Source organism: Curtobacterium sp. Curtsp57, from assembly GCF_047324335.1.
GTDB lineage: Bacteria > Actinomycetota > Actinomycetes > Actinomycetales > Microbacteriaceae > Curtobacterium.
In genome coordinates, this window is the sequence record NZ_CP168511.1 from 1576156 (window position 1) to 1597190 (window position 21035).

A 21035-nucleotide genomic window follows, 5' to 3' on the forward strand; every position below is an offset into this window, starting at 1 on the left:
GCCGGTGTACCGGGGCATCGTCGAACACTCCGTGTACGTCGACCCCGCGGCCGGTCGATGAGGTGTCGGCGGTGCGCTCCTCGCAGCGCTCATCGAATCGACAGGGGCTGTCGGCATCTGGACGATTCACAGCGGCTAATGATTGACGCCCTCATTCGCAGGAGGCCGACAAGATCCAATGCTCGAAGACAGACGGTGCGGCATCGAACTCCGCCACCCAATCTGTCTCGAAGAGCCACCTCGACACGGATTGTGGCGGATAGACAGTGAGTACAGGCGGTCGACAACAGATTTGTCGACGCCCTCCTCTTCTCGTCCTGGCGCACGCTTACGGGTGCGCGGCTGCGGGATCGAACTGTCCAGCCGCTCCGCCATTCAGACTGTCCGGCGCGCGACACCTAACACCGTCACTTCTGGCCAGCTTGCCGACGATGCGACTTGCGCGTTCCGTGCGACCCAGCGGCGGTGAGCTCGCGGGTGCATCAGCGCTGGGTCGCAGCGCGTTCGCTCGCGACGATCCGCTCTGTGCGCTCCCGCTCGACGCGACCGTAGGTCCCCTTCGTGAGGAGGGTGCCGACGAGTCCGATTCCGGCCCCCACCAGGTAGTCTCAGACGATTCTGTGAACGTCACGTCGAGACTCGTCGGCATGAGTGCACGTGTCCGCCGAGAGGGGCGCCTCGTCGATGCCGTCTTCGTCATGGGTGTTGCATTCAAAGCCATCAGTGGTGTCCTCGAACTCGTCGCAGGGGTGCCCTTGCTGGTGCTCGGACCGCACCCGTTAGCGGTACTCACCGACCGCGTCGTCGATTGGTTGGTCGCCGTGGACCCGGACAATACATTCGCGGCCGCTCTGTGGAGTGGCATCGTCGGACTCGGTTCCACCGGCGCCGTCCTCGCCGCGGTCTACCTCGTCTTCCACGGGGTGGTGAAGATCACGATCGTCCTTGCTCTCTTACGCGGCAACCGCCGCGGATTTCTCGCGTCGATCGGTGCACTCGCGGTCTTCTTCGTCCTGCAGCTCGTCGAACTCGTCGTCGCACCGGGCGTCGGGGTCGCCTTGCTTGCTGCGATCGACGCGGCGCTGCTCGGACTGACGTGCCGGGAGTACCGCCGCGGTCACACCTTGGCGGATGCCTGGCAGAACGCGTTCCGTCGAACCTCCCCCGTTGTGCACCGCGATGCAATTCTTTGAGCATCCTGAGCAACACTGCCTCAAGCTCGTCCCATGCACGTGATGCTCCCTGCCGCCATCTCGATCTTCAACGCGACCTCTCTCCTGCACGCCTTCGGACCCTGGGTGCTCCTCGGGATCGGCGTCGTGATCTTCATCGAGTCCGGAGTGCTGTTCCCCTTCTTGCCCGGCGACTCGCTCCTCGTCACGGCAGCGATCCTCTCAAGCGCGCTCGGAATCGCGCCGTGGCAGATCGTCGTCGTCGGTGTCGTCGCAGCGTTCCTCGGGGATCAGGTCGGCTTCTGGCTCGGCCATGACTTCGGACGTCGTCTCTTCACGGACGAGGCACGACTACTCAAGACGTCCCGATTGCGGGAAGCCGAGGCATTCTTCGCCAGGTACGGCGCCTTGTCGCTTGTGATCGGTCGGTTCGTTCCTATCGTCAGGACGTACGTTCCGCTCGCCGCCGGCACCGCTGAGATGCACTGGCGCCGATTCACCCTGTGGAATGTCATCGGAGGAGTCACCTGGGTTGTCGTGATGACGCTGGTCGGAGTGCTGCTCGGCGGCATCCCGTTCGTGGCACACAACATCGACGTCCTGACGATCGTCATCGTCGTCGTTTCCGTGCTCCCAGTCGTGATCGGCGCACTCCGCAGCCGCCACAATCGCCGAAAGGCGACGTCCGGCACCGAGCGCGCCGGAACAGAGATCGAGCCCGATCCGACCACGCGCACCCGATGACGACTTCCGCGCAATGACCGGGGCGAGCGGTTCCGACGAGCAGTTCATCCGGCGCAGCGCGGTCCGGATCGGCGTGCAGGTGTCCGTGATCTCCGCTCTGCTCGTCCTCGCGGTGTTCGTCCTCCTCGCGGGGTACCTCGTCCTGCAGGCCAACGGCTCAGAGGCCCTCGAGCCGCACGAAGGCGACATTCGCTTCGCCATCGACCCGTGGCAGCTCGTGGTCGGACTCGGCGGGCTCGGCGTGTTCTCGATCGGACTCGCCGGCATCGCCACCTGGCTCATCGCAAGCCGTGCCGTCGCCCCGATCGGCCAGGCACTCCGCATGCAGCGGACGTTCGTCGCCGACGCCAGCCACGAGCTCCGCACGCCGTTGACGGTGATCGGTGCCCGAGTCCAGCAACTCGAACGGCAGGGCGACAACCCCGAGACCCGTGCTCGGGTCGTCCGTGAACTCCGACGCGACACCCGGTCGATGAGCGCGATCGTCGACGACCTGCTCGAAGCGGTGACACTCGACGATCCGGGAACGGCAGTCGCAAGTCGGACCGAGGTGTCGGCGGTCCTGCACGAGACCGTCGAGTCGCTCGCGCCCGTTGCCCTCGGCAAGGGGGTGCGCCTCACCGTGAGCGGGGAGACGCCGCCGGTCCGGATGCCGGCGGCCACACTGCGACGCTGCCTGTCGATCCTTCTCGACAACGCGGTCGCCCACGCGAGGGTCGAGGGCGACGTCGGCGTCAGCGTGCGCCGGGACCGCCGCGACGCGGTCGTCGACGTCGCGGACCACGGTGCCGGCATCGTGGGTATCGCACCGGAGCGGGTCTTCGACCGGTTCGCGCACGGCACCCCGACGGACCTCGCCCCGGCGCACCGCACCGGGTCCGGGATCGGGCTGGCACTCCTCAGCGAGCTCGTCACCAAGCACGGTGGACGCGTCCAGGTGACGGCGACCTCGACCGCGGGGACCGTGTTCACCCTGCGTCTCCCCCTCGCTCCCGTGGCCCGCTGAGGCGAGACTGCGGTCGAGACGCAACAGGAGACGGACTGGAGTCACGGCGCCAGCTGGCACCGCGCCTCCAGTCCGTCCCCTGGTTGCGTCCGCGCCCACGGTCTCCGCCGTGACGCCCGGTCCGGCTACCGCAGGAACGCGGACCGGGGCGCGATGCCACGCAACCAGACTGCCCGCACGAACGGCGCGACGCCGAGCGCCCAGACGACCGACGCGACGACATCGGTCGGGAAGTGCACACCGTCGACGAGCAGCGACACCAGGACGAGAACGACCACGATTGGTGCGACCACTCTGGCGATCCGCGCCGCGCGGGTGTCCGCGAGCAGCAGCACCACGGCGATCGCGGCCGCCGTGATGAACACCGAGTGCCCGCTCGGGTACGAGGCGTCGACCTGTGCCGGCGTCACTGGGTGCGCGAGCTGCGACAGGTCCGGCCGATCGCGACCGACGACGAGCTTCACGATCGCGGATGGCAGCCACGTCCCAGCGATCACCGCCGCGAAGGTCGCCGCCGGCCGCAGGTCCCGCCGGGTCGCCCAGATCACCGCCGTCGCCACCACCGTGAGCAGCACCGCGGCGGTGGGACTGAAGACCGCGTACACGCCATCCGCCACGGCCGCGACGGCGCCCACGTGCAGTGCGTTGAACGCTCGGGTCCCCTCGAAGTCGACGGCGCTGGCGTGCAACAGGACGCCCATGGCAAGGACGACGACGACCGTCACCAGGGCGGTGACGGCGCTGCGGGCGAGGGCGGGTTGGTGCAGGATGCCGGACGGCTGGTCCATGGACCGAGCGGTTCGGCGTGTCAGATTCGTGGTCACGGATCGATGCTCGTGGGTGCACTCCCAGATGCCTCCAAGAACTCGTCGGGCATGGCCGCATGGAGGAACTCAGCGGTCGCTGCAGCCGTGTAAGCGGGCACGTCGAGCCGTGCGGGAGGCACGGCGCCGGCGAGGAAGGCGCGCATTCCATTCGCGACGCCCTCCGTCGAACGGTCGACGAGGTGCAGCCCCTCGTCGGGGAGTGCGTCGACGGCGGAGTCGAACCGTGTCGAGACGATCGGCCGTCCGAGCACCGCGGCCTCGAGGATCACCATCGGCTGTCCTTCGTGATCACTCGACACGACGACGCAGTCGGCGCGGGCGAGGAACGGGAACGGGTTCCGGACCGCACCGGCAAAGGCGACACGATCGGAGATCCGCAGGACCGCCGCGCGCCGTTCGAGGTCGGTTCGCAGCCAACCATCGCCGACCACCAGGAGCCTGATTGAGGGGTCGTCGGCACTCACCGCGGCGAAGGCGTCGAGCAGTCTGGCGTGGTTCTTCTCTGGCGAGAGGCGCCCAGCGCTGACGAACCAGCAGGTGCTTGTCTGGTCGAACTCGTCGAGCCAGGGCGGCCGGCTCCACGGCGATGAGGGATCCCGGCCCTCGCGGAGCGCATCCTCCGGCCGAGCGGCAGCTCCGCGGAGGACGCGCGCGTCGTCGACGACGTTCCGCGCGGCTCGGAACCGGACGTGCGTCAATCCGGGCAACGACCGCGCGTTGTGCTCGCTCAAGGCCGGCGAACCGGCGACCACGCGGTCGAACTGGCCGTACAGGCCGATGACGGTCCGGAGCGACCGCCGCATAGCAGGCCGACCCCCGACGAGCCGCTCGGTCTCGGCGGCCATGTCGTTGTGAATCCAGATCGACCGGACCGGGTGTCCGGGGGCATGGAGCAACAGGGTCGCCCAGAACGGCGAGTAACCGCTGAAGTCCACGACGGCGTCGAAACACGCGTCCCCGAGCACCCGGTGCCACTCGTCCGTCCAGAGCGCCGCGAGCGATGGATTGTCGCGGTGCGCTCTGACGGTGCCCGAGCGATCTGCACGACGCTGTCGCAGGAGCGCAGTCTTCGACCCGTTCATGCCGCCGATCCGCTGCACGTATCGGACCCGCGGGTCGACACGGGCGCGAAGTGCTCGGGCGCCAGCAGATCCTGACCGCGGCGAAAGCACCGTGACGTCGATGCCCGCCTCGACCGAGGCCGGCAGGAGATCGAGCGCGGCGCTGGTGATCCCGTTGCGTCGCATGCCCCCGACGTGCAAGAGCACGGAGGAACGTGGCCGTCCAAAGGTCACCCCGCGACCCGGTGCGCCGCGGAAGACCACGTCGAGCACGCGCTCCGACGCAACGCCGTCGTCCGAAGACACCAGGTCGCTCGCCATGCGTTCGTAGCGCGCGACGTCGGCGGGGTGCACGCCGTACCGGACTGCTCGGACGACCTCCGCGGCCAGGGCGGCGTCGTCCGCGCACTGCCGTCCCGGCAGGGCGGTTGCGGGTAGGTACGCACCGCGCTCCCGTTCGTACGCACCACCGTCCAGGGCGGCGAAGACGACGGGTCGCCGGGTGAGGAGAAAGTCGACCGCGATCGACGACCAGTCGGTCACGAGCACGGTCGTGACGGCGAGCACCGAGTTCACCGGAATGTCCGCCGGGACGAGCCGTCCGTCGAGTGCGGGGTTCGCCTCTGCAAACGCACGCACCGCCTGGTGCGGTTGCACGACCACGCGTGCGGACGAGCCGCTGGTGATCAGGGCGTCCTGGATGGCCATCGCCGTCGCAGCGATCTCGGTCGAGTGGTCCTCCGGAGAGGCGAATCGCTCACCCCGCCAGGTGGGTGCGTAGACGACGATCTGTTCGTCGCCGCGGACACCAGCACCGCGGAGCCGGTTCGTGATCACGACACGCTCCGGCATCGCGGTGAAGAGCCGATCGTCGCGCGGGTACCCGAGCTCGAGCACCTCCGCACGCCCGAGGCCCTCGAGGCGGTAGGCACCGCGGTACATCACGTCGGTCATGTACCGGTTCTGGGAGAGCAGCCACGTCGACTGCAGGAAGTTCCGGACGACGTTTGCCGATGCCTGCGCGCCGTCGGGCTCGTCGTAGCCCATGCGCTTGAGCGGTGTCCCGTGCCAGATGTTGAGGTATGTGGGTCGCCGGTCGAACGCCGGCGGGAACGTCGAATTGTTCACGAGGGTCCCTGCCGTGGCGAGGTGCCGCCAGTATGCGAACCCACCGACCGTGACGACCCGGACCCGAGGGTCCCCGCGGAACTCGGCCCGGACGACCGCAGCGGCGGAACGTCGAAGCGCCCACACGCTCGTCAACGCGTGCAGGTCGTCGGCACGGTGCACGGCGCGGAAGATCGCCTCGGGATTGCAGGTCGCGCCGCTGCCACCGAACGACTCGAAGACGACGACATCACTCCGGACGGGCCGCCGTCGCCAGAAGGCGTACCACTCGCTGCGAACCGCTCGGAGTATCCGGGCAGAGATCCTCATTCGTCGATCTCGGTGGTCATCGCCGCCACCTCGGAGCTGACCGCGACAAAGGCCGCTGCTGCTGCCGTCACGGCGAGGAGCAGCCCGGCGGCCGCTCCGATCATCATCTGGACCATGGGCACTCCTCGTGTCGTTGCCACCACGGTCCGACCCGCTCTCCCAGAAATGGCAAAGACGATCTGCTCCTGGTTTCTGTGTGATTCCTTGCGGAGCGCTCCCTACCGTCCGAGGACGCTCCGACCGGAGTGTGCGACCGACCACGGAGGCCCCCATGCCACGCTCGATCCCCGCGCCGACCGGCGCCGCTCCCACGTCAGCAGCCGACGCACGCAACAAGGTCCCGGACCCGACCACGTCGTTCTGGGTCGTCAAGGTGCTCGCGACCACCGTCGGCGAGACGGCCGCTGACCTCGTCAGCACAACCCTGGGGTTCGGGCTGCCCGTCACGACCGTCGTGATGGCGGTCATCCTCGCGCTCTTCCTTGTCCTGCAGTTCCGCGGACGCACCTACCGGCCGTCCGTGTACTGGGTGTCGGTGGTGCTGATCAGCATCGTCGGGACGTGCATCACCGACAACCTCACTGACGGCCTCGGAGTCCCGCTGGTCGTCAGCACTCTGGTCTTCGCTGCCGCGCTCGCGGTCGTCTTCACGGTCTGGTTCGCCGTCGAGGGCACGCTGTCGATCCACCGTATCGACACGTTCCGACGCGAGGTGTTCTACTGGCTCGCGATCCTCTTCACGTTCGCGCTCGGTACCGCCGCCGGCGACCTCATCGGGGAGCAGACCGGTCTCGGGTACTTCCCGGCGCTCCTGCTCTTCGCGGTCGGCATCGCACTCGTGTCGGTGCTGTTCTTCGTCTTCCGGTTCAACGGCGTGCTGTGCTTCTGGGCGGCGTACGTGCTCACCCGACCGCTCGGTGCGTCACTCGGCGACCTGCTCTCGCAGCCCGTCGCCGACGGCGGACTCGGTCTCGGCACGATCGTCATAAGTGCGCTCTTCCTCGCCGCCATCGTGGTGATCGTCGCGACCGTCGCGGTGCGGTTGCGGCGCCGCCGTGGCGGAGCGCTCAGCGGCCGGCTCGTCGCGTGACGACGCGCGGGAGCGTCAGCACGAACGTCGTGCCGTCGGCTCCCGTCGCGTCGACGCGGACCGACCCGCCGTGCCGGAGTGCGAGGTCCCGCACAAGCGACAAGCCGATGCCGTAGCTGGTCCGTCCTTCGTCCGGGCCCGCTGCCGGGGAGCCGTGCGCGAACCGGTCGAACACCCGCGCCGGGTCGATGCCCGTGATCCCACGTCCGTGATCGCGGACCCGGACGTCGACCACGTGGGCTCGACTGGTCACCGTGACGTCCACCGTCGTCCCGGCCGGTGCGTGGCCGACCGCGTTGTCGATGAGAGCGACCACGCAGCGGCGTAAGGGGGTGGCGGGCATCGTCACGACGGCGTCGGTCCGCTCGACAACGACCCGGACGTCGCGCCCAATGGCGAGCACCTGGAGGTCGTTGGCCGCACGCTCGAGCTCGGCGTCGACCGGGGTGCCGCCAGTGTCGCTGACGTCCTGCGTGGTCGCCGCCTGCAGCAGGTCGTCCACGATCTCCGCAAGGGCTCGGGTGTCCTCCCGGAGTTCCGCGACGACGGCGCGGTTCGGGTCCTCCGGATCGAGCCGCCGCTGGAGCTGTTGCACGCGCGTGCTCATGACGGTGAGCGGGGTCCGGAGCTCGTGACTCGCGTCTGCGACAAATGTGCGCTGCAGCCGGAGCGCCTCGCCGAGCGGCACGACCGCCCGGCGGGCGATCATCCAGGTGGCGACGCCGGCGAGCACGACGGCGCCACCACCGATCACCGTGAGGACGCCGATCAGCTCGTCGCTGTCGACGAAGATCCGGGTCGCGTCCGACGCGTGCTGTTCGAGCTCCTCACGGGGTGAGGATTGCCAGAGCACATACACCAGGACCAGCCCGATGATGAGCACGACCAGGCCGGCGGAGACCGCGGCGACCTGCCAGCCGATCCGGAGTGCCGAGCGCCGGACGGCCGCCCGGTCTGGATCGAGTCGGTCGTCGCGGGCTGCAGTGTTCACGGCGAGCCGATCCGGTACCCGACCCCTCGGATGGTCGTGATGAGCTCGCGGTCGGTCTTCCGGCGGATGTAGTGGACGTAGGTGTCGACCGTGCCCTCCAGCTCGCTCGCCCCGAAGACGCTCGACAGGATGTGTGCCCGCGAGAACGCGGTGGTCGGGGCCTTCGCGAGCAGGGTGAGCAGCGCGTTCTCCCGGTCGGTGAGCTGAATCCGCCCGGAGTACGGCGAGTACACCGTCGCCGTGTCCGGGTAGAAGGTCCACTCCCCGATCGGCACCGGGTCGCCCTCCGACGTGTAGTCGCGGGTGAGCGCCCTGAGGCGCGCGGACAGCTCCTCGAACTCGAACGGCTTGACGAGGTAGTCGTTGGCACCGGCATCGAGTCCGGACACCCGGTCCTCGAGCGATCCGAGCGCTGTCAGCATGAGCACCGGCGTCGCGTCACGTCTGCTCCGGAGTCGTGCGATGAACTCCGCGCCGTCGATGCCGGGCAAGCGCCGGTCGACCACCATGACCGCGAACCGCCGACCGGCAGAGGCGTCCAGCGCCTGCTCTCCCGACAACACGAGGGTCACGTCCCAGTCGTCACCGAGCACCTCGGCGACGAGCGGCCCGAGGCGGGGATCGTCCTCAACGAGCAACAACCGGTCCTGGTTCGACACCGTGCCTCCTCACGCGCCGCGGGTGGCGTCGTCGCCCAGACTGGCACACCGGTGGCAGAGTCAGGGGGTGACCGAACCGAGCACCATCTTCTGGACGCTCGTCGGGGTCCTCGCGCTCGTCGCCCTCGCGACCGGTGTCCTGCTCCTTTCGCGTGCCCCGTACCCGTGGGCTCCCGCGCTCGCGGTCCTCCGCGGCACGCTCCAGTTGGCGGTGATCAGCTTCATCCTCAGCGGGGTCATCCGTGACCCGGTGTGGATCGCCGTCGCGCTCGTGGTGATGTTCGCCGTCGCGACCACGACGGCCGCGCGCCGACTTGGGACCCTCCGGCGGCAGCTGGCCCCGGTGGCACTCGCGATGGCTGCCGGTGTCGTTGCGGCGCTCGGCGTCGTATTCCTCACGGGTGCGATCGCGTTCACGCCGCGTTACGTCCTCGCCGTGGGCGGCATCGTCATCGGGAACGCGATGACGAGCGCGACGCTGTCCGGTCGTCGCTTCGTGGAACTCGTCGACGACCGCTGGGACGACATCGAGGGGTGGCTGGCACTCGGCGCGACCCCCCGGCAGTCCACAGTTGACCTGGTGCGCCGCGCGACCCACGCCGCGATGGTGCCGAGCACCGACCAGACGCGCACCACCGGTCTGGTCACCCTGCCCGGGGCGTTCGTCGGAGCGATCTTCGGAGGCATCTCTCCACTCGAGGCCGGCCGGTTCCAGATCGTGGTCCTCGCCGCGATCATCGCCGCGGGCGCGCTGGTGGCGACGTCGCTGACGCACATGCTCGGACCCGTCCGCACGCGCCCGGTGCCCCCCGCCTGAGCGTCCGGGCGTCCTGGCGTCCGGACGTCGTCAGCGCTCCTGAGTCGATTCTTGGGGCGCCCACGATCGAATCGTCGGCATGACCACCTCGACGGCACCGATCGCGACGCCCGCGCCCGCCGTGGAACGGGCTCACGCTCGCACGCTCCTCAGCGCTTGGCGTTCCGAAGTCGGACTCCCGTTGCTGCTCGGGGTCCTCGCGACCGTCGTCACCGCCACCGGTTCGTGGATCCCGTCGTTCTGGGGTGACGAGGCCGCGACGGCGATGTCGGCGCAGCGGTCCTGGTCGTCGCTCCTGCTCGAGGTCCGGCACGTCGACGCGGTTCACGCCCTGTACTACGCGATCATGCACGTCTGGGTGCAGGCGTTCGGCGCGGGCCCGCTCGCACTTCGGTTCCCATCCACGCTCGCGCTCGGCGCCACTGTGGCCGGTCTCGTCGTGCTCACCCGCCTGTCCGACGGCACACGCGTCACCGCGGTGGTCGTGGCCGTCTGCACGACGCTGCTGCCACGGTTGTCCCACCAGGGCGAGGAAGCCCGTGCCTACGCCATGGACGCGGCCGTCGCGACGTGGATCATCGTTGCGGTCTGCGCGACCCTGCGGAGCCGGATCCGGCCGCGGACCGGGTGGACGATCGTCGCGGCCCTGACGATCGTTGGGACGTACCTTTTCCTTTACGTGGGCCTCATGCTCGTCGTGACCGGTGTATTCGTGCTGTCGTCGTCCGGCAGGTCCCGACACCTGCGCGCCTGGCTGGTGTCGACCGCCACCGTCGTGGTCGCGGTCGCGCCGATCGCCCTCGTAGGGATGTCCCAGAAGGCCCAGGTCGCGTTCCTGGCACACCGGGTCACCTCTGACCCGGCATCCGTGCTCGTCTCGGTGTATTTCAGCCGCACCTGGGTCGCCGTCGTCTGCTGGACCCTCGTGCTGATAGCCGTCGCAGCAGCCGTGCGAACCCACGCGCAGTCCGGCTGGGAAACAGGGCGGCAGCCCGCACCGTCACTTGTCGGGATCGGCGTCGTCTGGGGGGTGCTCCCTCTCGCCCTGCTCGTCGCGGTGAACCCAGTCGCGCATGAGTTCAGTGCCCGCTACGCCACGTTCACCGCTCCGGGCATCGCGCTCCTGGTCGCGTCGGGCATCGAGGTCCTCGGTCGCGGCAACCGCTGGGTGGGCCTGTTCGCGGGCGGACTCACGTTGGCACTCGTCGTCCCGGTGTGGCTCGGGCAACGCACGCCTGCTGCCTTCAACGCCAGCGACTGGTCGACGACGGCAGCGCTGGTCCGCGACCACGCGCGCCCAGGCGACCAGGTCGCTTTTGATGTCACCGTGCGGCCGAGCCGGCGCGAGCTGCTCGCCCTGCGCACCTACCCGTCCGACTTCGCCAGGCTGAAGGAGGTGCAGGTCACCACCCCGTACTGGGAGAACACGAGCTGGGACGACCGCGCCCTGACTGTTGAGCAGGCTGCAGATGCGGGCCGATTCCATGACGGGCGTGTGTGGCTCCTTCAGGACGCGCACGGCGGGGTCGTCGACCACGAGGGCGAGGCCACCCTACGCGACGCCGGGTTCCACCGCGTTCGTGCGTGGCGGGCACCGACGAGCGAGCTGGTGCTCTTCCAGCGCTGAACGTCGAAGGAGTGAGCGGATCCGATACGGCCACGACGGGGTGGATTTGTCAGCGCGCCGGCGATCGGACGGTAGGTGCCGCTGAGCGCTCGGGCCGCAGCGTGATCGCGATGATCACGAGGACGAGGAGTGCGATCACTCCGCAGGCTGCGAAGACCGTGCCGTACCCGAGTCCGGGAATCCCGGCGATGGCGATGACGCCTCCGGAGATGATCGCGCCGACCTTCCGGATGTTGGTGAACATGCCCGATGCCAATCCTGGGCGGGGGATCAGGTCTTGGAACAGTGTGAGACCGACGCCGGCGATGATGCCGACAAACCAGGCGTGCAGCGGCTGGACGAGGAGCAGCACGACAGGGCCACTGAGGATCGCCATGGCACCGTAGTACGCGATGCCCGCGGCGCAGCCGGTCACGATCAGGAAGTGGCTGGACAGCCGGTGGCTGAGCCGACCGATAACGAGTAGCGCTGGGATCTCGAGCAGAGCGGACAACGAGGCGCGGACGAGGGCCGTCGGAGCTACGTGTTGGAGGCAATCCAGGCGGTCGCGCCCGACGCGGAGCTGGATCTGCCTTTCGCGGACTAGCCGCGCTGGCACTCGCAGGGAGCGCGCCTAACCGCCGGCGGCGACGCTCCGCGTAGGTGGCGGCCTGGGTTGTGGTCGGCGTTCGAAGGGCGCTCTTCGTCGCTGGTCTTACGACTTCGAGAGGCGGACGACTGTCGCTCGCGGACCGGGGCGCGCTTGCGCTCGACGACCCTCCAGGCTGAAGCAACGCAACCTCGTCGTGTCGCGGTTCGGGTCGTTGAGAAGCCGCCCTCGCGTCCCGGCGCGTTTGGGGGGAAAAGACACCCGACTGCCCGGCGCGGCGGAGGATTGACGCCCTCATTCGCAGGAGGCCGACGGTGCGGCATCGAACCCCGCCACCCAATCTGTCTCGGAGAGCCACCTCGACAAGGATTGTGGCGGATGGACAGTTAGTGCAGGCGGTCGACACCGGGGCGGAACAGTGCGGGTCCGGCGACCGCGAGAACATCCTGTGGAATGCCGTCGTGATCGCTTACGCTCTCACCTGCGCTGATAGGGCCTTCCGCTTCTGCCGGTCTGCGTATTGGCCCGTGGTCGTACCGGCCGGTCGCTTAGCCCAATGACCCTTGTTCTTTCCCTTCGTCAGATGGGCCGCGGCTCGGTGTCCTTCCATCGCGCAGCCAGGACACCCCGACCGGTACTTCCCCGTGTGGTTGTCGGGACGAACCGCGAACGCGCCGTGGGTCAAGCAAGTGACGGTGACGTCGGTCCGGGCGTCGACGTAGATGACGTCGGAGTAGTCGAACTGCTCACCGTGCACGGCGACGGCTTTCGCGATGAAGCGCTCTCGTCGGAGTTCAGGGTTCGCGTTGAACCCGCGGCAGTCCTTGCACCCCTGCCCTCGCTGCGCCCCGTACTTGGTGTCGCGGACGCGCCGGTGTTCGCGTGGTGTCTGCCGGAAGGGTCCGTGGTCGGGGCAGACGATGGTGACTTTCGTGTCGCCGTTGACGTACTCGTCCTCGACGTGGCGGTAGTCGTAGCGGCCGTCGTGAAGTGCGGTGGCGACGGCGATGAAGTCGGCGACGCGTTCGTCGCGGGTGGCGGTGCGGTAGTCCAAGGGGTCCTCCAGGAGTTGTTCTCCTGGCCCCTATGCGGACTCTTTGGATCGGGTCGCCCGGTTCGCGCCTCGGGCGTGTCGCCCCGCGCGCCTACGTGCCGGACTCCCGTCCACTCAACGTATGGGCGACCGCGATGTGCTGTCGGAGACGGAGTCGGAGTCCTTCTTCGGTGTTGATCCAGAAGGAGACCCTCGTGCTCCGCGCGCCTTCGTTGTCGGTCCAGCTGTAGCTGATGGCTGCCTTCGGGGTGGCTTGCTCAACTTCGGTCCACATGGGCTCACCGGGCGGTGCGGCGACCTCGGCGTAAAGGACGCGGCGGAGGAACTCACGCCGAGCGATTCCGCTTTCGCCGCCGAGCTCGGTGGCGGTGAAATCAGGAGTCAGCAGCTGTTCGAGTGTTGCCAGGTCGGCATCGCGGAACGCTCGGTTGAAGCGAAGCTCCGCGGTCTGTAGACGTTCATGTGAAGGTGCCTCGGTCATCGCTCCACCCTCGCATCCGCACGAGCATCGACCAGCCATCGTCTCGTTCACGCCCCGCCTGACGCGCCCGACACGCGTGCTGAAGGTGCCGAGCCAGCCCTCCCGGCATAGGCACCGGCATGCAGTCGTTCACCGCCGAAGATCGTGCTCTTCTTCGCACGCCCTCATCCCCGCCAGACTCCGTCATCCCCCACATCTTCCGCGTCCCGTCGGGCGATTCCGGCCGTCCGATGGGTGCCGCATACGGCCGACCGTTCGCGCGGCCCGCCGCGATCGACGGGTGCGCGCACACGCGCTGCTGGGAGCCGGAGCCACTCCGCGCACCCGTGCTGGACGGCGACGAGGCCGCGCCGAATCTGGGCGGAGGGACTCTATTCGCGTTGCTGCGTCCGGGTGCGTCGTCTGCCATCGCCCGTTACTCACCGCAGCTCGCGGATGAGCGGTGGCGGCGCATCCGCCCGTTTACGCAGGACGCTGTCGCGGTCGTCGCGCCAGCGTGCGCGTACCTCGCGGAGCGACTCATGGTCGTCGTCACCGGGCACGTCGACTGGATCGTCAACGTCTGCGGCTACCCCATGAAAGCCGACGTCGTGTTCCATCCGGTGATGATCCGCCGCTCCGTCAGCCGGGACGATGTCGCATGGAGCGACAAGTGGCGGCGCGACTGCCGATCACTGCTGCTGCGGATCTCCGAAGTCGTCGTCCCGACCGCCGGACCGTTGGAGTTCGCAGCGCTGAACGGGCAGTCAGTCACAATCCCCTACACCCACCTCGAACTGCAGCTCCTGGAGTCATGGGCGCGTGGCCAGTCCACCGCGCGGCGCCGACGCAGCGCCAGCGTGCTGCTGGCGTTGTCCGCTGGAGCAGGTCTAGACGCGTGGGAAGTGCAGCATCTCCGACGACACGACATCCACGTCACCGGCTCCGGCATCGTGGTCGACGTCGCAGGAGCTGCGCCACGGCAAAGCGTCGTCACCGAACGATGGGAGCAACTCCTCATCGACGGCTTCCGGGATGTCAACGACGGCGACCTCGTGTTCGGATCCGCCGACCGGACGACGACGTTCAACATGGTCACCGCGTTCATCCGCAACACCGACCGCGGCAACGAACCGAACCCCCTGCCGACCAGGATGCGCGCGACCTGGATCGCCGAGCACCTCGCCGCGCGAACACCCGCCGACCTGATCATGCAAGCCGCCGGCACATCCAAAGCGGAGCACCTCGCGGCCGCACTCGTACACGTGCCAGAACTCCACACGAGCGAGGATCGGCGACGGGTGCTCGCCGAGACTCGCGGTCAGAGGACCCGGTAGCGGGCGGCACGGAGGCGCGCAGCCCGGTCGGGGCGCAGCGCGCCACGGGCATTGAGCGCACGCTGGTGCGCGACCCACCGGCCAACCGTCACTTCGTCCGGATCAGCGGCGCGCCGCCGGGGCGCGAAGCCGCGCGTGGCCCAGAACGCCTGATGCTGGGCAAACCGCAGCGCCCACATCGCATCGCGTGGCGACCATGCGAACCCGGGCACCGCTTCCAGGCGCCGCGTCTGGTACTCGACGTAGGTGCCGGCAGCGTGGGACTGCCGGAAGTACGCCACCGCGTCGACGAGGGCCTGCTCCTCGGTCGCTGGACGTGGGCGTCGCGGATCGGCGCGCGGCATCCGGCGGTGCTGTTCGACGAAAACATCGAGAGCGTGGACGCGGTCGATCCATCGCCGTACGAACGGCTCGACCGTCGCGGTCGGATCGGTGTCGGCGAGGAAGAAGTCGACGCTGCGGCGCTGATCGAGGGTCAGCTGCCGGGTCGGCAGGTCGCTGAGGGTTTCGTACTCGGACCAGAGGTCGACGAGGGCGGAGGTCGGGGTGGGCATGGGTTCCTCTCCGCGACCGGCGTTCGGTCGCGGAGCGGATATGCGCGGAGCCACTCAAGTGCGTGAGGCGCGCGGCGTGCCGGACGGTCGGGTCCACGAACAGGACCAACCGGGGACGGCGGATCACTACCGTGGCCGAGTCCACAACGCAGACGAGGAGCGCGAAACGCATGCACAGCCCCGCGCTCCGCACCTTCCGGTCAGACCGCGAATGCCCCTCGGACAGGGCACGGCGCAGCGGCTCGTGGATCCCGGGCGTGTCGCGCCGACTCCCGCGTCGTCACTGGGATCCGAGAGGGTCGGATCGCACATTTCTGATCCCAGCCCGCATCCGGTCGGACCGTGCCTGCATAGGCCGGTCATGCGAACGATCTCGAACCGACTCGACCTGCTACTGGTCGAGGTGCTCCGTGCCTGCCTGTTCCTGCTGGTGGCCGCGGTGACGTACGTCCCGACCTTCGCCGCCGACCGGTGGGAACACATCCGTGAGTTCGTTGTCGACGCCGCTGCCGCGGTGGCTGCCGCGACGACGCACGACGCCGACCGGCTCGTCGTCATCGCCGCGCCCTACGGCGACTGGGTCGTCAACGTCAACGGGTATCCGGCGACCACGAAGGTGGTGTTCCACCCGGTGATGGTGCGCCGCTACATCACCCGCGACGACGTCGCGTGGACGGCGGCGACCCGCCGCACCTACCGGTCGCTGCTGATGCGCATGTCCGAGGTCCTCGTCGGCGACGTGCCGCTGCAGTTCGCACCCACCGCGCCGCAGTCCACGGCCGCCCCGTACACGGACCTCGACCTGCACCTGCTCGAGTCTTGGGCGCGCGGCCAGTCCACCGCGGCCCGCCGCCGCAGCGCCGGAACCGTGCTCGCGCTCTGCGCCGGCGCCGGCCTCAAAGCCAATGAACTCCTGCAGGTCCGCCGCAGCGACATCACCGTCGACGACGCCGGCGTCCTCGTCAACGTCACGCCGACACCGCGACAGGTCCCCGTCTTGGCGCGCTTCGAAGGTTTGCTGCTCGATTCCGTCACCGACGTCGAACCCGACCAGTGGGTGTTCGGGTCAGCCAAGCGCGTCAAGCACGGCATCAGCACCCTCACCACGTTCCTCTACGACACCGACCGCGGCAACGAACCAGACCCCGTGTCCACGCGGATGCGGAACACCTGGCTCATCACGCATCTCATCGCTCGCACTGACATGCGTGCCCTCATGACCGCCGCAGGCGTCACGAAGTTCGAACATCTCGACCAGCTCGTCGCACACGTCCCTGCTCTCGACGCCGACACCTTCCGTCGTCAGCTCCGCGCGGAGGTCGTCCGATGACCGCCGCGCTTTCGAAGTACCACGACGCCGAACACGTCGACCGGTGGTTCGAGCAGAGCTTCGACATGACCCTTGGCAGATGGGTTGGACTTGGTCGCAAATCGGTCAAGCGCGCCGTCCGTGAGGTCTCACTCGTCTGCCGCCACGGCGACGTCCAAGCCGTGATCGAACGCGCCAAGGCGGAGAAGCGCAAGTCCAATGCCGGTCAGAAGACGAAGTTCACCGAAGCCAGCGCGCTGATGCTGATGTTCGTCTCACTCCGCGTCAACGGCAAGATGTCCCTGATGGCGGCCGTCGAGATGCTCATGCGGATGAGCTGGAAGCAGCGCCGTCACCTCGGCATCACAGAGATGATTGAGAACCGTCAGGAGTTGATGTACGACCGAGTGTGGGCCGCATTGGCGCGGCTCCGAGACCTCGTCGACGACGAACCCGGCGACCGCCACGAAGGCATTCTCTTTAGCGAGTATGAACAGCTGGTCGTCGACCGCGATCCGGAGGAAATGGCCGCCCGGGCTCGACGCCGAGCCGAACTCATGAGCGCGATCGTCCACGGATCGGTCCTTCTCCTTCCCCAGGAGATCCGAGACCGCTCCGACGGCGTCCACGCCATCGACGCCACCCTCATGGAACTCGTCGGCATGCACAAGAACTTCAAAAACATGAAGCCAACCGACAAAATGCCGACGAACCACGGCGGCGGCCTCTACGTTCGCCACGGAGACCACGACGGGTCCAAAGAAGGGCCGGGCAAACGCAAATACGGCCAAGAAATCGAGTACTGCATCTGGGTGCGAAACGACCCCGACGCAGACAAGGACTTCCCCCTGCTGTTCACCGCCATCGGGGACCACAAGCCGGGAAAACTCATCGGCCATGGGCAAAAACTGCTTGAGTCGCTCATCGCGAACGGCATCAAGATCAAGACGCTCATCGCCGACCGCGCGTACACGCCAAACGCCAAGGTCGAAGACCTTCAGCTTCCGTACGCGCAGCACGGCGTGAAGCTCATCATGGACTACGGCATCAAGCAGAAGGGGAAGCAGGCATTCTGGGCGAGTCCGGACGGCAAGCACGACCTGGTCATGTGCGACGGAAGCTGGTATCTGAACTCGATGCCAGAAGTGCTCCAGCTTGCCGAGAAGACTTACGCAGATGCGAAGAAGGCGGCGAGCAAGATCGAGGACGATGATGTCCGAGAGGAGCGGATCGCTGCAGCCCATGAGCTGGTCATGCTCCAGCGCGCCCGTCGTTCGCGGTTCCGCCTCGAACCCCGCGGACGCCACCGCGCCGACGGAGCACGACAGTACTTCTACCCTGCTCTCCGACTCGAAGACCGCGCCGACCTCGACCCGGAGACGTCGGAGGTCGTGGAAATCACGGTGCCGAGCAAGACCGTTCTCATCCCAGGTGTCATCGGTGGAAGCGCTGCGGACGGCGAGAACGTCAAGCACCTCAAGTTCGGTCAGGAGTTCGAGTACAAGTCGGAAAAGTGGCGTCGCTTCTACGGGCTGCGCAACACGGTCGAGTCCGGTAACGCATCCGTGAAGAACCCGGAGCACCTCGCCCTCGGAATCGCGATGAAGCGGCTCGTCCGCGGCCCGTGGTTCGCAGCGCTGTGCGCGGCGATGGCGGCCGCGTGCGAGAACATCAGCCGCATCGTCGACTGGTATCAGGAACGCCTCGAGCTCGCGCACCGGAACCGCAAGAACCGCTCGCACCCCGCCGTGTACCAGCAGCGGGACTCTGCGAAGTACTGGGCGGACCGTCGTGCATCGACCGCGCCGCCGGACATACCGGCCGCAGCCTGACTGGGCTCGCTCCGAACTGAACACAACCCACACCGCACGACGCAGACCAAGTCTCGTCGAGCCGATACCCCCTGCCCGAGCTCGGGTCAGGGGGTTTTTCCGCGTCCACTCAGAGCTCGGCCGGCCGTCCTCGTGCCGGCCAGCCGAGTCCGAAGAAGGCAGATTGACGCTCAAGGCGAGTCCTCAGGAGCGATCTGGACGCTCAAGATGGCCGCGGGGCGGTCTCGAGTGAATACACCGAAGCGATTCCGCCGATAGGCCGATCGGTCCCCCGCGAGGTGTTCGGCTTATTCGCGGATGCCAGCGGTGGCGCGGATCGCGGATCCCAGTGCTGACGGACGTTCCACGGGTATCGGGATTCTGTTCCACGAGGTCGCTCCGCGGCTCGATGCAGCAGGACCTCAGCGGTAGCTAAGCCCGCGCCTCGCCGCGTCCGCCGCGTCTGTGGGCTAGAGGGTACCCATCCCACAACCGACCATCGAGCTCACGACCGTTCTGTTTGGGCGTGCGACCGCCCCACTGCTTGAAGAAGAACGGCACGTTGGCGGCCAGGCACTGGTCTCGAATGTCACGGACCCACTCCGCCTGCATCTCGCGGTGGCGCGGCCCTGACTCACCGCCAGCGATGACCCAGTCAATGCAGTTGAGGGGGAGGTCCGGGAGCGCCGCGATCAGCGGCTCGCAGGAGAGGAAGCGGACGGCAGCTGGAACTTCGGCGAGGTCTGCTACGCGGTCAAGAACCTTCGGTTCCTCGACGGACGTGCCGACCCACACGTTCTCTGGCCAGGGCAGGTCGCCCGCCATCCGCCGTAGTCTCGTCGGGCGCTTTGTCAGGATCTGGTAGGTGTGCTGCGGTGTGGCCAACATCACGTCAAACACGTCCTGGATGAAGGGCTTCGGCACTTTCGCATGGAAGAGGTCACTCATCGAGTTGACAAACACTGTTGTAGGACGCTTCCACTTCGCGGGCTGGGCGAGCACCTCGGGATGAGTCGTCACCCCGAAGCCGGGGCCCGAGGTGATGGGGTTGCCGTCCTTCTGGTACTTCTCGGCTCCCATCGCCTTCAAGCGCTTGGCCAGTGCTAGTGCGTAGCAGTTGTCGCAGCCGGCCGTGACACGGTCACAGCCAGTGACCGGGTTCCAGGTCGCCTCGGTCCACTCGATCGTGCTCTTCTTCACTACATCACCTCGGTGAGAACTCTAGGCTCGCCAGATCGTCTGCTTCTCGAGGCTGCCCTTCGGACAGCCGTTCGTGACGCCCTCCGTTGCGAGCTCCTTCCAGGCTGCCCGTATGTGTGTCTCGCGGGCGATGCCTACGGCTGTCCCCAAGACCTTGTCGAGGTTCTTACTCACGTGGAGGCGACCCAACTTGCTCAGGTGAAGGGTCACTGAGTCCTTCACGTCATCGATCGCCTGGCGCTTCGTGGCCTCCTCGTCGTCGGCGAAACGTCGTCTCGCTTCTGCGAGACGGCTCTCGCCTAGAAGAGGATTTGTCTCATCGAGGGCCTCAGCTTCAGCGAAGTCCATTTCAGCCAAGAACTTTCGCCAGTCCTGTGCAGCCAGGCTCACGTGGTCGTTGTAGCTGTAAAGCGCGTTGATGCGAGGGAAGAAGAGAGCGAGCATGAACAGTGGCTTGTCCGTCGGCTTGCGCCTGATCTCCACGTCGTAGGAGTTATAGCCCAGCGCGTCGCGCACGCGCGCCGCGTACTGCCCCCATACCGCGAGCGCAGCAGGATGCGCACGCTCCTCACGGGGCAAGGCGAGCAGTTCCTCCTTGAGGAACTCCGCACGCCACCAATCGCCGCCTAGCCAGCTGTCGAGGTTGGCCAACGTCGCCGCTCGGCCTTGAGCGCCGTCATCCTCATACAGGCGAGCCCCCATCCTACGAACCGCCTGCAGCGAGAAGTTCAGGAGTAATTCTGTCGGCACTGTGTCCCCGCGCGAAGCGAGCGCCGCCACCGTCTGGTCATGGTCCAAGGACCGGCCGAACGGGTCGAGGAACACCAGCGTAGGGATGTTCGCGGATCGCCGGATCGCGTCCTCGTAGTGATCGCTGATGTCTCCCTGTAGCGCTAGAGCCGAGCGGTCTCCGCATGAGTCCACGAGGGTCTTCAGCTGCGCGAAAGCGTCGGGCCGCTTCTCCACGAAGGTGCACTCCAGCTTGATGCCGCGCGACCGAAGGTCCTGCGCGATGGTGAGTGCGATCCTCGGGGAGCCAACTTCCGTGACCCCAGTAACCGGGTGTCGGTACTCACCTTCCCCAGCGAACCCATCGATGAACGCGACTCGGCGACCGGGCGCGGTAGTCGCAGTCGCTCCGGCGAACTTCGCGAGGTAGCGACGAAGGATGCCGTGTTTGAGGACCGCGGCGGCCTTCTTCGGGTCCTGAAAGAAACCTTCATTGCTGGGCATGTACACCTCGAGACATGACAGAAGCTTGCCTCCTGCCGAGAGCGAGCAGGCGCGACA

General features: G+C 67.6%; 19 protein-coding genes. 9 read left to right on the forward strand and 10 right to left on the reverse strand.

Annotated elements, in window-relative coordinates; all coding sequences use genetic code 11:
• Positions 1-647: 647 nt before the first annotated feature.
• The 3 genes from ACEN9V_RS07380 to ACEN9V_RS07390 all read left to right on the forward strand — a co-directional run bounded on the left by ACEN9V_RS07380 (position 648) and on the right by ACEN9V_RS07390 (position 2922).
• Complete coding sequence (locus tag ACEN9V_RS07380) at positions 648-1193, forward strand: DUF2127 domain-containing protein (protein ID WP_413602756.1); 546 nt, start codon at positions 648-650, stop codon at positions 1191-1193.
• A gap of 126 nt (positions 1194-1319) precedes the next feature.
• On the forward strand, positions 1320-1916 hold the full coding sequence (locus ACEN9V_RS07385) for a DedA family protein (protein ID WP_413602757.1): 597 nt from the start codon (positions 1320-1322) through the stop codon (positions 1914-1916).
• A gap of 13 nt (positions 1917-1929) precedes the next feature.
• On the forward strand, positions 1930-2922 hold the full coding sequence (locus tag ACEN9V_RS07390; RefSeq protein WP_413602758.1) for a sensor histidine kinase: 993 nt from the start codon (positions 1930-1932) through the stop codon (positions 2920-2922).
• A gap of 125 nt (positions 2923-3047) precedes the next feature.
• Here the strand turns inward: ACEN9V_RS07390 and ACEN9V_RS07395 are convergent, their stop codons facing one another.
• Positions 3048-3710 carry a phosphatase PAP2 family protein gene (locus ACEN9V_RS07395; protein ID WP_413602759.1) on the reverse strand — a complete coding sequence of 221 codons (663 nt, stop codon included), beginning with the start codon at positions 3708-3710 and terminating at the stop codon, positions 3048-3050.
• A gap of 32 nt (positions 3711-3742) precedes the next feature.
• On the reverse strand, positions 3743-6247 hold the full coding sequence (locus tag ACEN9V_RS07400; RefSeq protein ID WP_413602760.1) for a CDP-glycerol glycerophosphotransferase family protein: 2505 nt from the start codon (positions 6245-6247) through the stop codon (positions 3743-3745).
• A 271-nt stretch (positions 6248-6518) separates the two neighbouring features.
• Between ACEN9V_RS07400 and ACEN9V_RS07405 the strand changes: the two genes are divergently transcribed.
• Positions 6519-7337 (forward strand): hypothetical protein, encoded by an 819-nt coding sequence (locus tag ACEN9V_RS07405; protein WP_413602761.1) that lies wholly within the window; start codon positions 6519-6521, stop codon positions 7335-7337.
• On the opposite strand, the gene ACEN9V_RS07410 is transcribed toward ACEN9V_RS07405, so the two are convergent.
• Together ACEN9V_RS07410 and ACEN9V_RS07415 are read right to left on the reverse strand one after the other, a co-directional pair.
• Complete coding sequence (locus ACEN9V_RS07410) at positions 7315-8328, reverse strand: sensor histidine kinase (protein ID WP_413602762.1); 1014 nt, start codon at positions 8326-8328, stop codon at positions 7315-7317. The two genes, ACEN9V_RS07405 and ACEN9V_RS07410, sit on opposite strands and share 23 nt — an antisense overlap.
• Positions 8325-8987, reverse strand: a complete 663-nt coding sequence (locus ACEN9V_RS07415; protein ID WP_413602763.1) for a response regulator transcription factor — start codon at positions 8985-8987, stop codon at positions 8325-8327. The genes ACEN9V_RS07410 and ACEN9V_RS07415 overlap by 4 nt, the downstream gene beginning before the upstream one ends.
• A 67-nt stretch (positions 8988-9054) precedes the next feature.
• Between ACEN9V_RS07415 and ACEN9V_RS07420 the strand changes: the two genes are divergently transcribed.
• Entirely contained in the window at positions 9055-9804 is a 750-nt protein-coding gene (locus ACEN9V_RS07420) for an ABC transporter permease (protein ID WP_413602764.1), read from the forward strand.
• Positions 9805-9883: 79 nt separating this feature from the next.
• Entirely contained in the window at positions 9884-11431 is a 1548-nt protein-coding gene (locus ACEN9V_RS07425) for a hypothetical protein (RefSeq protein ID WP_413602765.1), read from the forward strand.
• Between the two features lie 49 nt (positions 11432-11480).
• Here ACEN9V_RS07425 and ACEN9V_RS07430 read toward each other — a convergent pair whose 3' ends face one another.
• The 3 genes from ACEN9V_RS07430 to ACEN9V_RS07440 all read right to left on the reverse strand — a co-directional run bounded on the left by ACEN9V_RS07430 (position 11481) and on the right by ACEN9V_RS07440 (position 13555).
• A complete protein-coding gene (locus ACEN9V_RS07430) occupies positions 11481-11846 on the reverse strand; it encodes a hypothetical protein (protein ID WP_413602766.1) in 366 nt (121 codons plus the stop codon).
• Positions 11847-12489: 643 nt separating this feature from the next.
• Positions 12490-13074 carry a hypothetical protein gene (locus tag ACEN9V_RS07435; protein WP_413602767.1) on the reverse strand — a complete coding sequence of 195 codons (585 nt, stop codon included), beginning with the start codon at positions 13072-13074 and terminating at the stop codon, positions 12490-12492.
• A 91-nt stretch (positions 13075-13165) separates the two neighbouring features.
• Positions 13166-13555 carry a hypothetical protein gene (locus ACEN9V_RS07440; protein ID WP_413602768.1) on the reverse strand — a complete coding sequence of 130 codons (390 nt, stop codon included), beginning with the start codon at positions 13553-13555 and terminating at the stop codon, positions 13166-13168.
• Positions 13556-13674: 119 nt separating this feature from the next.
• On the opposite strand from ACEN9V_RS07440, the gene ACEN9V_RS07445 reads away from it, so the two are divergent.
• Positions 13675-14871 (forward strand): hypothetical protein, encoded by a 1197-nt coding sequence (locus ACEN9V_RS07445; RefSeq protein WP_413602769.1) that lies wholly within the window; start codon positions 13675-13677, stop codon positions 14869-14871.
• Here the strand turns inward: ACEN9V_RS07445 and ACEN9V_RS07450 are convergent.
• Complete coding sequence (locus ACEN9V_RS07450) at positions 14856-15425, reverse strand: Helicase associated domain protein (protein ID WP_413602770.1); 570 nt, start codon at positions 15423-15425, stop codon at positions 14856-14858. The two genes, ACEN9V_RS07445 and ACEN9V_RS07450, sit on opposite strands and share 16 nt — an antisense overlap.
• A gap of 361 nt (positions 15426-15786) precedes the next feature.
• Here ACEN9V_RS07450 and ACEN9V_RS07455 point away from each other — a divergent pair, with 361 nt between their 5' ends.
• Together ACEN9V_RS07455 and ACEN9V_RS07460 are read left to right on the forward strand one after the other, a co-directional pair.
• Positions 15787-16755, forward strand: a complete 969-nt coding sequence (locus tag ACEN9V_RS07455; protein ID WP_413602771.1) for a hypothetical protein — start codon at positions 15787-15789, stop codon at positions 16753-16755.
• Positions 16752-18566, forward strand: coding sequence for a hypothetical protein (locus tag ACEN9V_RS07460; RefSeq protein WP_413602772.1), 1815 nt, complete (start codon positions 16752-16754; stop codon positions 18564-18566). Before ACEN9V_RS07455 ends, ACEN9V_RS07460 begins: the two co-directional genes overlap by 4 nt.
• 411 nt (positions 18567-18977) lie before the next feature.
• On the opposite strand, the gene ACEN9V_RS07465 is transcribed toward ACEN9V_RS07460, so the two are convergent.
• Both ACEN9V_RS07465 and tcmP read right to left on the reverse strand, forming a co-directional pair.
• Positions 18978-19745: a DUF5131 family protein gene (locus tag ACEN9V_RS07465; RefSeq protein WP_096897475.1), complete on the reverse strand. Its 768-nt coding sequence runs from the start codon at positions 19743-19745 to the stop codon at positions 18978-18980.
• Between the two features lie 21 nt (positions 19746-19766).
• A complete protein-coding gene (gene tcmP / locus ACEN9V_RS07470; protein WP_141399065.1) occupies positions 19767-20978 on the reverse strand; it encodes a three-Cys-motif partner protein TcmP in 1212 nt (403 codons plus the stop codon).
• Positions 20979-21035 lie beyond the last annotated feature (57 nt).

Bases quoted from the DNA above. Each gene is read 5' to 3' on its own strand.
- tcmP (WP_141399065.1), bottom strand. From the start codon at position 20,978: ATGCCCAGCAATGAAGGTTTCTTTCAGGACCCGAAGAAGGCCGCCGCG.
- ACEN9V_RS07460 (WP_413602772.1), top strand. From the start codon at position 16,752: ATGACCGCCGCGCTTTCGAAGTACCACGACGCCGAACACGTCGACCGG.
- ACEN9V_RS07380 (WP_413602756.1), top strand. From the start codon at position 648: ATGAGTGCACGTGTCCGCCGAGAGGGGCGCCTCGTCGATGCCGTCTTC.
- ACEN9V_RS07400 (WP_413602760.1), bottom strand. From the start codon at position 6,247: ATGAGGATCTCTGCCCGGATACTCCGAGCGGTTCGCAGCGAGTGGTAC.
- ACEN9V_RS07455 (WP_413602771.1), top strand. From the start codon at position 15,787: ATGCGAACGATCTCGAACCGACTCGACCTGCTACTGGTCGAGGTGCTC.
- ACEN9V_RS07405 (WP_413602761.1), top strand. From the start codon at position 6,519: ATGCCACGCTCGATCCCCGCGCCGACCGGCGCCGCTCCCACGTCAGCA.
- ACEN9V_RS07390 (WP_413602758.1), top strand. From the start codon at position 1,930: ATGACCGGGGCGAGCGGTTCCGACGAGCAGTTCATCCGGCGCAGCGCG.
- ACEN9V_RS07440 (WP_413602768.1), bottom strand. From the start codon at position 13,555: ATGACCGAGGCACCTTCACATGAACGTCTACAGACCGCGGAGCTTCGC.
- ACEN9V_RS07395 (WP_413602759.1), bottom strand. From the start codon at position 3,710: ATGGACCAGCCGTCCGGCATCCTGCACCAACCCGCCCTCGCCCGCAGC.
- ACEN9V_RS07445 (WP_413602769.1), top strand. From the start codon at position 13,675: ATGCAGTCGTTCACCGCCGAAGATCGTGCTCTTCTTCGCACGCCCTCA.
- ACEN9V_RS07450 (WP_413602770.1), bottom strand. From the start codon at position 15,425: ATGCCCACCCCGACCTCCGCCCTCGTCGACCTCTGGTCCGAGTACGAA.
- ACEN9V_RS07425 (WP_413602765.1), top strand. From the start codon at position 9,884: ATGACCACCTCGACGGCACCGATCGCGACGCCCGCGCCCGCCGTGGAA.